The sequence below is a fragment of the Pseudomonas sp. SJZ077 genome (assembly GCF_007993905.1).
Lineage (GTDB): Bacteria > Pseudomonadota > Gammaproteobacteria > Pseudomonadales > Pseudomonadaceae > Aquipseudomonas > Aquipseudomonas mandelii.
This window is the reverse complement of record NZ_VIUJ01000002.1, coordinates 26,571-39,702: the sequence shown is the minus strand read 5'-3', so window position 1 is coordinate 39,702 and position 13,132 is coordinate 26,571. Positions and strand designations below refer to the sequence as shown.

Annotated in this window: 8 protein-coding genes; all 8 read left to right on the top strand. The window is 61.2% G+C overall.

The genetic code is table 11. The features are described 5' to 3' along the window. The first annotated feature begins 128 nt into the window (after positions 1–128). The 8 genes from FBY01_RS03805 (at position 129) to FBY01_RS03770 (ending at position 13,047) form a co-directional block, all read left to right on the top strand. The gene (locus FBY01_RS03805; RefSeq protein WP_007907542.1) at positions 129–1,106 is read left to right on the top strand and encodes a dipeptidase; all 978 of its coding nucleotides are present in this window, start codon (positions 129–131) and stop codon (positions 1,104–1,106) included. 79 nt (positions 1,107–1,185) lie between these two features. Then, on the top strand, positions 1,186–1,716 hold the full coding sequence (locus FBY01_RS03800; RefSeq protein ID WP_008033249.1) for a DUF5943 domain-containing protein: 531 nt from the start codon (positions 1,186–1,188) through the stop codon (positions 1,714–1,716). Between the two features lie 15 nt (positions 1,717–1,731). After that, a complete protein-coding gene (dgcA, locus tag FBY01_RS03795) occupies positions 1,732–3,792 on the top strand; it encodes a dimethylglycine demethylation protein DgcA (protein ID WP_008151900.1) in 2,061 nt (686 codons plus the stop codon). 111 nt (positions 3,793–3,903) lie between these two features. Then, positions 3,904–5,853, top strand: coding sequence for a dimethylglycine demethylation protein DgcB (gene dgcB, locus FBY01_RS03790; RefSeq protein WP_145306786.1), 1,950 nt, complete (start codon positions 3,904–3,906; stop codon positions 5,851–5,853). Continuing rightward, complete coding sequence (locus FBY01_RS03785; protein ID WP_010467007.1) at positions 5,853–7,073, top strand: electron transfer flavoprotein subunit alpha/FixB family protein; 1,221 nt, start codon at positions 5,853–5,855, stop codon at positions 7,071–7,073. Before dgcB ends, FBY01_RS03785 begins: the two co-directional genes overlap by 1 nt. Before the next feature lie 15 nt (positions 7,074–7,088). Beyond that, positions 7,089–7,859, top strand: coding sequence for an electron transfer flavoprotein subunit beta (locus FBY01_RS03780; RefSeq protein WP_010467008.1), 771 nt, complete (start codon positions 7,089–7,091; stop codon positions 7,857–7,859). 143 nt (positions 7,860–8,002) lie between these two features. Continuing rightward, complete coding sequence (locus FBY01_RS03775; RefSeq protein WP_145306788.1) at positions 8,003–8,569, top strand: GNAT family N-acetyltransferase; 567 nt, start codon at positions 8,003–8,005, stop codon at positions 8,567–8,569. A gap of 1,025 nt (positions 8,570–9,594) precedes the next feature. After that, positions 9,595–13,047 carry a GMC family oxidoreductase N-terminal domain-containing protein gene (locus FBY01_RS03770; RefSeq protein WP_145306790.1) on the top strand — a complete coding sequence of 1,151 codons (3,453 nt, stop codon included), beginning with the start codon at positions 9,595–9,597 and terminating at the stop codon, positions 13,045–13,047. Positions 13,048–13,132: the final 85 nt, after the last annotated feature.

Here is a 13,132-nt window from a genome sequence, read left to right as displayed (position 1 = left end):
CGCGGATTGACGCTTTCGGCAAACCCCCTGTCGTTTTTGCACCCGGCTGCCCCGGTCCTCAGGCATATGCTGGCCCCAAAGCGCCGGCACACGATTCGGCGCATGAATCGCTAATAGGGGACAGCCTGATGAGCCCAGCCGAATTGCACGCCGACAGCATCGTTATCGACGGGCTGATTATTGCCAAGTGGAACCGTGAGCTGTTCGAAGACATGCGCAAGGGCGGTCTGACCGCGGCTAACTGCACCGTGTCGGTGTGGGAGGGCTTCCAGGCCACCGTCAACAACATCGCCGCCAGCCAGAAGCTGATCCGCGAGAACAGCGACCTGGTGATTCCGGTTCGCACTACCGCCGACATCCGTAAAGCGAAGGAGCAGGGCAAGACCGGCATCCTGTTCGGCTTCCAGAATGCTCACGCGTTTGAAGACCAGATCGGCTACGTCGAGGTCTTCAAGCAGCTCGGCGTCGGTATCGTGCAGATGTGCTACAACACCCAGAACCTGGTAGGGACTGGCTGCTACGAGCGCGATGGCGGCCTGTCGGGATTCGGTCGTGAAATCGTTGCCGAGATGAACCGCGTCGGGGTCATGTGCGACCTGTCCCACGTCGGCTCCAAGACGTCTGAAGAAGTCATTCTCGAATCGAAGAAACCGGTGTGCTACTCCCACTGCCTGCCGTCGGGCCTGAAAGTCCATCCGCGCAACAAGTCCGATGAAGAACTGAAGTTCATCGCCGATCACGGCGGTTTTGTCGGCGTGACCATGTTCGCGCCGTTCCTGGCCAAGGGCATCGATTCGACCATCGACGACTACGCCGAGGCCATCGAATACACCATGAACATCGTTGGTGAAGACGCCATCGGTATCGGCACCGACTTCACCCAGGGCCATGGCCAGGACTTCTTTGAATACCTGACCCATGACAAGGGCTACGCCCGCCGCCTGACCAGCTTCGGCAAGATCATCAACCCGCTGGGCATCCGCACCGTCGGCGAGTTCCCGAACCTGACCGAAACCCTGCTCAAGCGCGGCCACTCCGAGCGTGTGGTGCGCAAGATCATGGGCGAGAACTGGGTCAACGTCTTGAAAGACGTTTGGGGCGAATAAGCCGCCGCATCTGAAGAATTCTTTCCCCCGGCCGTCCGCGCCGGGGGCAACACCCAAAATTTTCTGGAGTTAAGTTTCCATGGCCAAGATCGCCCCGCAATTGCCAATCGAAGTCGACAGCGAAACCGGTGTCTGGACCTCCGACGCCCTGCCAATGCTGTATGTACCGCGTCACTTCTTCGTCAACAACCACATGGGCATCGAGGAAGTGCTGGGCGCCGACGCCTACGCCGAAATCCTCTACAAGGCCGGCTACAAATCCGCCTGGCACTGGTGTGAAAAAGAAGCCGAATGCCACGGCCTGGAAGGCGTCGCGGTGTTCGAGCACTACATGAAGCGCCTGTCGCAACGCGGCTGGGGCCTGTTCAAGATCCAGGACATCGACCTCGACAAGGGCACCGCCAGCGTCAAGCTCGAACACTCGGCGTTCGTCTACGTGTACGGCAAGGTCGGGCGCAAGGTCGACTACATGTTCACCGGTTGGTTTGCCGGGGCCATGGACCAGATTCTGCAAGCCCGTGGCAGCAAGATCCGCACTGTTGCCGAACAGGTTTACGGTGGCTCCGAAGAAGGTCACGACGACGGTTTGTTCACCGTCAAGCCGTTGTAAGTCGAGGAACCCGCCATGGCTTTCGAAGCAATGTTCCAGCCGATCCAGATCGGCAAACTGACCATCCGCAACCGCGTGCTCAGTACCGCGCACGCCGAGGTCTACGCGACCGACGGCGGCATGACCACCGACCGGTACGTCAAGTATTACGAAGAGAAAGCCAAGGGCGGGATCGGCCTGGCGATTTGCGGCGGTTCCTCCAGCGTGGCCATCGACAGCCCGCAAGGCTGGTGGAAGTCGGTCAACCTGGCCGACGACCGGATCATTCCGCACTTCCAGAACCTGGCCGATGCCATGCACAAGCATGGCGCCAAGATCATGATCCAGATTACCCACATGGGCCGTCGATCCCGCTGGGATGGCGAGCATTGGCCAACTCTGCTGTCGCCGTCGGGCATCCGCGAGCCGGTGCACCGTGCGACTTGCAAAACCATCGAGCCGGAAGAAATCTGGCGGGTGATCGGCAACTACGCCAGCGCTGCGGCACGGGCCAAGGCCGGTGGCCTGGATGGCGTCGAGCTGTCCGCCGTGCACCAGCACATGATCGACCAGTTCTGGAGCCCGCGGGTCAACAAGCGTACCGACGAATGGGGCGGCAGCTTCGAGAACCGCATGCGTTTCGGCCTGGAAGTGATCAAGGCTGTGCGGGCTGAAGTCGGCCCGGATTTCTGCGTCGGCATCCGTCTGTGCGGTGATGAGTTCCACCCGGACGGCTTGTCCCACGAGGACATGAAGCAGATCGCCAAGTACTACGACGACACCGGCATGATCGACTTCATCGGCGTGGTGGGTTCGGGTTGCGACACCCACAACACCCTGGCCAACGTTATCCCGAACATGAGTTATCCACCGGAGCCGTTCCTGCATTTGGCGGCCGGTATCAAGGAAGTGGTCAAGGCCCCGGTCCTGCATGCGCAGAACATCAAGGACCCGAACCAGGCGACCCGTATTCTGGAAGGTGGCTACGTGGACATGGTCGGCATGACCCGCGCCCACATCGCCGACCCGCACCTGATCGCCAAGATCAAAATGGGTCAGGTTGACCAGATCAAGCAATGCGTCGGCGCCAACTACTGCATCGACCGTCAGTATCAGGGCCTGGACGTGTTGTGCATCCAGAACGCCGCGACTTCCCGTGAATACATGGGCGTGCCGCACATCATCGAGAAATCGACCGGTGTGAAGCGCAAGGTTGTGGTGGTCGGTGCCGGTCCTGCCGGGATGGAAGCGGCGCGTGTGTCGGCCGAACGTGGCCACGACGTGACCCTGTTCGAGAAGAAAGAATTCATTGGCGGGCAGATCACTACCGCTTCGAAAGCCCCGCAACGGGACCAGATCGCCGGTATCACTCGCTGGTTCCAGCTGGAATTGGCGCGTCTGAAAGTCGACCTGCGCCTGGGCGTGGCGGCCGATGCGGCAACCATTCTCGACCTGCGTCCGGACGTGGTGGTGCTCGCCGTTGGCGGTCATCCGTTCCTGGAACAAAACGAACACTGGGGCGCGGCTGAAGGCTTGGTGGTCAGCAGCTGGGACATCCTCGACGGCAAGGTCGCGCCGGGCAAGAACGTGTTGGTCTACGACACCATTTGCGAATTCACCGGCATGTCGACCGCCGACTTCCTCGCTGACAAAGGCAGCCAGGTCGAGATCGTTACTGACGACATCAAGCCGGGCGTGGCGATTGGCGGTACGTCGTTCCCGACGTACTACCGCAGCATGTACCCCAAAGAAGTGATCATGACCGGCGACATGATGCTGGAAAAGGTCTACCGCGAAGGCGACAAGCTGGTGGCGGTGCTGGAAAACGAATACACCGGCGCCAAAGAGGAGCGAGTGGTGGACCAGGTCGTCGTTGAAAACGGCGTGCGTCCGGACGAAGAGATCTACTACGCCATGAAGGAAGGCTCGCGCAACAAAGGCCAGATGGACATCGAAGCCCTGTTCGCGATCAAGCCGCAACCTTCGCTGAGCCAGGCGGGCGACGGCTACTTGCTGTTCCGCATCGGCGACTGCGTGGCGCAGCGCAATACACACGCCGCCATTTATGACGCACTCCGGCTCTGTAAGGATTTTTGACGGCTTAGCTGCAAGCCTTAAGCTGCAAGCTACAAGTAAAAGCTCATCCTCACCGCCGCTTTTTCTTGCAGCTTGTAGCTTGTAGCTTGCACCTCGCCAGAGGTGACTCTGATGTTGAACACCCTTCTTCCAATCCTGTTGTTCGCTGCCCTGGGCCTTGCCGTCCTCGGCGCGTTGCGGCGGGTGGCTATGTGGCGCCGGGGCCGTGCCTCCAAGGTCGACCTGATCGGCGGCCTGTTCGCCATGCCCAAGCGCTACATGGTCGATTTGCACCACGTCGTGGCGCGGGACAAATACATCGCCAACACCCACGTGGCCACGGCCGGTGGTGCGGTGGCGTCCATCGTGCTGGCGATTCTGGTGCACGGTTTCGGCCTGCATAACCGCATCCTCGGTTACGCGCTGCTGTTGATGACGGTAGTGATGTTCGTCGGTGCGATCTTCGTGTACCTGCGTCGTCGCAACCCACCGGCGCGCCTGTCCAAAGGGCCATGGATGCGCCTGCCGAAAAGCCTGTTGGCGTTCTCGGCGAGCTTCTTCCTGTTGACCCTGCCGGTGGCCGGCATTCTTCCGGAAAACTTCGGCGGTTGGGTGGTGGCAGCGATCCTCGGCCTCGGTGTTTTGTGGGGTGTGAGTGAACTGTTCTTCGGCATGACCTGGGGCGGGCCGATGAAGCACGCCTTTGCCGGGGCCCTGCACCTGGCTTGGCACCGTCGCGCCGAACGCTTTGGCGGCGGCCGTTCCACCGGTTTGAAACCGCTGGACCTGAACGACCCGAGCGCACCGTTGGGCGTGGAAAAACCCAAGGATTTCACCTGGAACCAACTACTCGGCTTCGACGCCTGCGTGCAGTGCGGTAAATGCGAGGCCGCGTGCCCCGCATTCGCCGCCGGCCAGCCGCTGAACCCGAAAAAACTGATACAGGACATGGTCGTCGGCCTGGCCGGTGGCACCGACGCCAAGTTCGCTGGCAGCCCGTATCCGGGCAAGGCCATCGGCGAGCACGCCGGCAACCCGCATCAACCGATCGTCAACGGTTTGGTGGACGCCGAGACCCTGTGGTCCTGCACCACGTGCCGGGCTTGTGTCGAGGAATGTCCGATGATGATCGAGCACGTCGACGCCATCGTCGACATGCGCCGCCATCTGACCCTGGAAAAAGGCGCCACTCCGAACAAGGGCGCCGAAGTCCTGGAAAACCTGATCGCCACCGATAACCCGGGCGGTTTCACGCCGGGCGGGCGGATGAACTGGGCGGCGGATTTGAACCTCAACCTGATGAGCGAGAAGAAGTCCGTCGACGTGCTGTTCTGGGTTGGCGACGGCGCCTTCGACATGCGCAACCAGCGCACCCTGCGCGCTTTCGTCAAAGTGTTGAAAGCAGCCAAGGTCGACTTCGCGGTGCTGGGGCTCGAAGAGCGCGACAGCGGTGACGTGGCCCGACGCCTGGGCGACGAAGCGACGTTCCAGTTGTTGGCCAAACGCAACATCCAGACCCTGGCCAAGTACAGCTTCAACCGCATCGTCACCTGCGATCCACACAGCTTCCACGTGCTGAAAAACGAGTACGGCGCCTTCGACGGCAACTACCTGGTGCAGCACCACAGCACCTACATGGCCGAAATCATCGGCGCTGGCGCCTTGAACCTTGGCCAGCACAAAGGCAGCAGCGTGACGTATCACGACCCGTGCTACCTCGGCCGCTACAACGGCGAATACGAGGCGCCGCGTGAAGTGCTGCGCGCCCTCGGCATTGAAGTCAAAGAGATGCAACGCTCCGGTTTCCGCTCGCGCTGCTGCGGCGGCGGTGGCGGGGCGCCGATCACCGACATTCCGGGCAAGCAACGGATCCCTGACATGCGCATGGACGACATCCGCGAAACCGGCGCCGAACTGGTGGCCGTGGGTTGCCCGCAATGCACCGCGATGCTCGAAGGCGTGGTCGAACCGCGTCCGCTGATCAAGGACATCGCCGAATTGGTGGCGGACGCGCTGCTCGAAGACGCGGCGCCGAGCAAGCCGACCAAACCGGCCCAACGTGAACCTGCGGAGGCCCACTGATGAGCGACATTATCCGCCGCGACCCCCGCGCCGAATGGATTGCCCGTAACCGCCTGCACCCGCTGCACGCGGCCATGCAACCGGCGCAACACAGCTGGATGGGCCCTAACGGCGTCATCCGCAAGAACCTGCACGGCATCGGTTTTATCGGTCCCAACGGCATCAAGCGCATTGACCGCAGCGGCGCTCAGCAGGGCGGCGCGACCAAACGCTCGGCGGCCGTGGAAGTGCAATTGCCACTGCATCAAGTGCCTGCACCTGCGTTTTACATCAGCGTGGTGCCGGACATGGTCGGCGGCCGCTTGAGCAGCCACGACCGCGACTTGCTCGGTCTGGCTCATCAACTGGCCGGCAAGGAAGGCGCGGTGTTGGCCGTGGTTTTCGGCGAACACAAAGAAAACGCTTTCACTACCGCAGGCGTCGATCGCTTGCTGGTATTGGACGGCGATGAATTCAGCGGTTATGCACCGGAGCAACGGGTCCAGGGCCTGCGGGCTGTGGATAACCAGTTCAGTCCGCGTCACTGGCTGCTGCCGGACAGCCGCAGCGGTGGCGGTGAACTCGGTCGGCGCTTTGCCGCCGCACTGGGCGAACGCCCGGCCACGCGGGTCTGGCAGGTCAAGGATCAGGAATGCATCGGCCGCGCCGGTGCCGGTTTACAGGACCTTGCGCGTCCGGTCGCACGCTTGATTCTGGCCGCTGTCGAGTGCGCAGAACCGGTCAGCGAAACCCGTCACGAAGCGTTGCCCGTGGAGTTATCCACAGCCGTCGCACGCAGCTTGTCGCGCATTGAAGATTTGGGCGCGGTGGCGGTGGATCCGGCGGCGATTCCGATGGCCGAAGCCGAATTCATCTTCTCCGGCGGCAACGGAGTCAAGGACTGGGGACTTTTCCACAGGACCGCTGAAGCCCTTGGCGCCACCGAAGGCGCGTCGCGGGTGGCGGTGGACGATGGCTTCATGGCGCGCGATCGCCAAGTCGGCGCGTCCGGTACCTGGGTCACCGCGCGGGTTTACGTGGCGGTGGGGATATCCGGGGCGATCCAGCACCTGCAAGGCATTGGTGCCTGCGACAAGGTGGTGGCAATCAACCTCGACCCTGGCTGCGACATGATCAAACGAGCCGACCTGTCGGTGATCGGTGAGAGCGCCGAAATTCTTCAAGCCTTGATCGCGGCGGTAGAGGCTTACCGCAACGAAGCCAAGCGCGATGCGGCTTAAGGAAAGGAAAGGGTTATGAGCACGAAAATCATCAGCCTGGTGTCCATCGGCGCCCACCCGACCTCCGGCCGGCCACGTCGCGCGGAGCAGGATGCGCGGGCGGTGGAACTGGGTCTGCAACTGGCTGGGGATAACTTGCACGTGCTGCATGCCGGCGATGTCGCAGAGCCGGCGTTGCGCGCTTATCTGGGCATGGGCCTGGAACAACTGCATGTGCTCGAACAACCGCAAGGCGCCGATGCACTGCCGGCATTGACTGCGTACCTGCGCGACGCCGGGGCGCAAGTGGTGCTGACCGGCAGTCAGGCGGAAACCGGCGAAGGCTCGGGCATGCTCCCGTTCCTGCTGGCGGAAAGCCTCGGCTGGCCGCTGGTGGTGGGGCTGGCTCAGGTGGAATCCATCGACGGTAATTCAGCGCTGGTGCTGCAAGCCTTGCCTCGCGGTCAACGCCGTCGGTTGAAAGTGCGGCTGCCGTTTCTCGCAACTGTGGATAACGCTGCACCGAAACCTCGGCAGAGCGCCTACGGTCCGGCGCGGCGTGGTGTGCTGCAGGCCGATGAAGTCGAAGTGATCGACGATGAATTGTTGGCCGTCGCCACGCTGCAACCGGCCAAGCCACGCCCAAAACGTTTGAAGGTGATCAAGGCCAAGAGCGGCGCGGACCGGATGAAAGCTGCGACGGCCAAGGCCAGTGGCGGCGGTGGGCAAGTGCTCAAAGGCGTGACCGCACAGGCCGGGGCTGAGGCGATTCTCAAGTTGCTGATCGAAGAAGGCGTCGTCCGCTAACCGAAAATCAGCACAGAACCCATGTGGGAGCGAGCCTGCTCGCGAAAGCGGTGGGTCATTCAACATCCCTGCGACTGATCAACCGCTTCGCGAGCAGGCTCGCTCCTACAGGGTGTCCGTGTCACCGACATTATGGGAAAACAATGGCAGTAGAATTTCGTTCGGCAGTGCGCGCCGATGCGCGTGAGATTGCGCGTCTGTTTCAAATCACATCGGAGGGGGCTGCCGATTACATTTGGAGCCAACTCGCCCGGCCCGGTCAGGATCTGCTGGACGTCGGCGCCATTCGTTACGCCCGCGACGACGTGGATTTCTCCTGGCAGAACTGCCTTATCGCAGAGTCGGAGGGCCAGGTCATCGGCATGCTGCACAGTTACGTGATGCGTCACGATCCGCTGGCAGAGCCGACGACCGATCCGGTCCTGGCGCCCTACGCGAAGATGGAAATCCCCGACACCCTCTACATCTCCAGCCTGGCGTTGCATGAAGGCTGGCGCAACCTGGGCCTGGGCAAGCAATTCCTTGCCTACGCCTACGACCGTGCCAACCGGCTCGGGCTCAACGGCTTGAGCCTGATCGACTACGCCGCCAACACTGGCGCGCGTCGGTTCTATGAGCGTCATGGCTTCCGCATCGTCGACAGCTGCCAGATCACGCCCCATCCAATGATTCGGGTCACGGGGGAGGCCTACCTGATGTATCGGCCATGAACATTCACCCGATGTTGCGCCAGATTCAGGCTGGCGTTTCCATCCCATAGGAAACCCATGGTTACCCACAATCCCTGTTAGCGCTTCTGTGGATAACATGTTCGCCCTTCGCTACACACCATACAAAACAAGCCCTGCAAACCTTCGTACAAAAAACAACCAGGCTAACTTGCGGTTTTTACAGGCTTTTTCCAGAGGATAAGTTTGTCCGCTAGCCAATACTTGCCCCCAATCTCTGTTAGCGCATCTGTGGATAAGATGTTCGCTGTCCGCTACAGGCCTTATAAAACGGGCTTGTCAGGTAGATGGTTAAAAAACGATCAAATCAGCGGTTTTGCGCGACTAATCACCCGCAAAGCCCGATATATTGCGGTTTTCAGAGGTTTTCCACAGATCGGCGGAAGTTGCCCCCAAAGTCTGTTGGCGCTTCTGTGGATAAGGTGTTCGCCATCCGCCGCAAGCCACGTATAACGTGCCCTGCAAGCTTTAGATCAAAAAACAACCAATCGCTGTGGAAAACCGGGCTTCTGGATAAGTCACGGTTTTTCTTCGGTTTCTATGGAGAAAGTTTCCCGCCTATCCACACTTGTCCCCATTAGCTGTGGGTGGAGGTGTGGATAACTTGTTCGCCAAACCCTGAAAGCCACGTCCCGTATAGGCTTGAATGGAATAGATCAGATTTCATACAGTTCTAAGCCGCTGGCTTGACTTCGATCGGTCGCCTGTCTTCACTCACAGGTCACAAGGACCGCCGTCATTTATCCACATCTGGTTCAGGGAGAACGCGTGATGGATAGCCAGCCCGCCCCCATTTTCTTCGCAACGTGCGTGCCCCTCCCGGCGGTCTTGTTGCGCAAACGCATTCACCGCCGCGCCGCCAATCAGCGCGCTCGCCTATAGCGCCCGACCTTTCGTAGTGACACCCGCGTGCTGCCGTTGAGTTCACTCAGTGGCCAGGTACTCGTTCGCCCATCGATTGCAGGCAACCGCAGAGTTGCCCTATCTGCCTGATAGAGGAAAGTCCCATGACACGGATCGCAACGCCCATCAGCGACATCAAGGAACATTACGACGTGATCGTCATCGGCTCGGGTTACGGCGGCGGGATCGCGGCGTCGCGCCTGTCCCGCGCCGGCAAGCGGGTCTGCCTGCTGGAACGGGGCCGGGAGATACAACCCGGCGAATACCCGAACACGATGCTGGCAGCCACCGAGGAATTGCAGGTGCACGACCCGGACGGCCACATCGGTTCGCGCACCGGGTTGTTCGATCTGCACGTCAACGCCCAGCAGAACGTGGTGGTCGGTTGCGGCCTGGGCGGTACGTCGCTGATCAACGCCAACGTCGCCCTCGAACCGGAGCCCGGTGTCTTCGACGATCCGCGCTGGCCATTGGCGGTGCGCGAACATCGCGACACCTTGCTCAAGGACGGTTACGCCCGGGCGCGGGAAATGCTCAAGCCCAATCCGTATCCCAGCACTTCACCGGTGTTGCCGAAACTCGAAGCCAACAAGAAGTCGGCGGACTACCTCAAGCAAGGCGCGCATTTTTACCGGCCGCCGATCAACGTGACCTTCGACAAACTGCCGAACAACCTCAACCATGTCGGTGTTGAACAACTGCCTTGCAACCATTGCGGCGACTGCGTCTCGGGCTGTAACAACAAGGCCAAGAACACCACGCTGATGAATTATCTGCCGGACGCCTGGAACCACGGCGCGGAGATTTTCTGCCAGGCGCAAGTGCGGCATCTGGAACGCGACGGCGATGGCTGGATCGTGCACTTCCAGTACCTGGACAGTGGCCGCGAGAAGTTCTCGGCGCCGACGCTGTTCGTCAAAGCCGACATCGTCGTGGTGTCTGCCGGCACCCTCGGCTCCACCGAAATCCTCCTGCGCTCCCGGGACAAAGGCCTGTCGATGTCCGGCCAGCTCGGCGAGAACATGAGTGGCAACGGCGACATTCTCGGCTTCGGTCACAATTGCGCACAACCGATCAATGGCATCGGTTTCGGCGCGCATCCGGCGAAGGAATTGCAGCCGGTCGGCCCGTGCATCACCTCGGTCATCGACATGCGCACCGAAGGCGACTGGCGTAGCCGCATGGTCATCGAAGAAGGATCGATCCCCGGTGCCCTCGGTCGGCCGATGGTGCCGAGCATGGCCGGGTTCGCCGAGCTGATCGGTCAGCCCACCGACGACAGTTTTACCGGCAAGTTGAAGTACAAGGAACGCGAAGCCGAAAGCTTCCTCCGTGGCCCGTATTACGGCGCGCTGCACAACATGCAGACGTACCTGATCATGAGCCACGACGACGGCAAGGGCCGGATGGTGCTGGACAGCAAGGATCAGCTGCGCATCGATTGGCCGGGCGTTGGCGAGCAGGAAAACGTCAAGATCGGCAATGAACGGCTGCACCTGAGCACCAAGGCACTGGGCGGCATCTGGGTCGAGAACCCGATCTGGACCAAATTGCTCAAACACAGCATCGTCTCGGTACACCCCCTGGGCGGTTGCGTCATGGGCGAGGACGCGGGGCAGGGCGTGGTCAACCACAAGGGCCAGGTGTTCAGCGGCGCCAGCGGGACTGACGTGTATGTCGGTTTGTACGTGACCGACGGCGCGGTAATTCCGACGTCCCTGGCGGTCAATCCGCTGCTGACGATTTCGGCGGTGAGCGAGCGCAACATGGGCCTGCTGGCTGCCGATCGCGGCTGGCAGATCGACTACACGCTGCCTTCGGCACCACGCAAACAAGTGGCGCCGCCAACGCTCGGCGTGCAATTCACCGAAACCATGAAAGGCTACTTTTCCCGGGCCTTCACCGCAGCCCAAAGTACTGACCTGAAGGTCTACGAAGCGGCGGCCAAACGCGGCGAGGCAGATAACTCGCCCATCGATTTCACCCTGACCATCACCGCCAACGACCTCAATCGCATGATCAAGGAGCCGGAGCACGCCGCGACGCTGGTCGGTACGGTCAACGCCCCGAGCCTGTCGCCGCAGCCGCTGACCGCCAGCAACGGCGTGTTCAACCTGTTCGAGCAGTATCAGCAGCAGGTCGGCGTGCGCCACATGAAGTACGACATGAAACTGACCGCCGAGGACGGCAGCGACTTTTACTTCAGCGCCTTCAAAACCGTGCCCGAGGACAACGGCGTGCTGAACATCTGGCACGACACCAGCACCCTCTACGTGACGCTGTATCGCGGGCCGGACAAGACCGGCGAGGTGATCGGCAGCGGGGTGATGCACATCCATCCGACCGACTTTGCCAAGCAAATGACCACCATGAAGGTGCTCAACGCCCGCAACGAACGCGAACGCATCGAAGGCCTGGCGCGGTTCGGCAAGTTCTTCGCCGGGATTCTCTGGGAGAGCTATGGCGGCGTGTTCGCCGGCGACATCTACTTCAATCCCGACGCACCGCCACGGCTCAAACGACCCCTGGATGCGCCGTCGCCGGTGGTGCATTTCTTCCAGACCGAAGACAACGTCGAATTGCGCCTGACCCGTTATCAGGGCGGCAGCAAAGGGCCGGTGATGCTGGTTCATGGGTTGGGAGTAGGCTCGAATATTTTCTCCACCGACACCATCCAGACCAACCTGCTGGAGTACATGTGCAAGCACGAGTACGACGTCTGGCTCCTGGATTTGCGGGTGAGCATCCTGCTGCCGGCGAGCAAGAAGGAATGGAACGGCGACCAGATCGCCCAGTACGACTTCAAGGCGGCCATCGCGCAGATCCGCCAGGCAACCGAGGCGGCGGACGTGCAGTGCGTGGTGCATTGCTACGGCGCGACGACCTTCTTCATGTCGTTGCTGGCCGGGCTGCAGGGCGTGCGCTCGGTGGTCTGCTCGCAGATCGCGGCGGATACGGTGGTCGCCACGGCAACCGGGCTCAAGGCCGGTTTGCACCTGCCGGGCATGCTCGACGCCATCGGCATCAAATCCCTCACGGCGTATGCCGACAACAAGGAGAACTGGTTCAACAAGCTCTACGACAAGGCGCTCAACGGCTACGCCCGGATCGAGGCCCAAGGCTACTGCACCAACCCGGTGTGCCATCGCATCACCTTCATGTACGCGTCGTTGTATCGCCACGACACCCTCAACGAAACCTTGCACGACAACCTGCACGAATTGTTTGGCGAGTCGAACATGCACACCTTCGAGCACCTGGCGCTGATCGTGCGTAAAGGCCATCTGGTGGACTTCAAGGGTGACGACGTCTACATGCCGCACTTCGACCGGCTGAGCATGCCGATCTGCTTTATCAGCGGCGCGGACAACCAGTGCTACCTGCCGGAAAGCACGCTCAAGACTTATGACCGCGTGTGCAAGGTCCATGGGCCGGAGCGTTACAGCCGGCATGTGGTGCCGGGGTACGGTCATATCGATTGCATGTTCGGCAAGGACGCGGTGGTCGATGTGTACCCGATCATCCTGCAACACCTCGAGAAAACCGCCCTCGGCTAATACCGCCGGTGGCTGGAGATTTGTCGCACAACCTGTGGGAGCGAGCCTGCTCGCGAAAGCGGCGGCACAGTCAACATTGACGTTG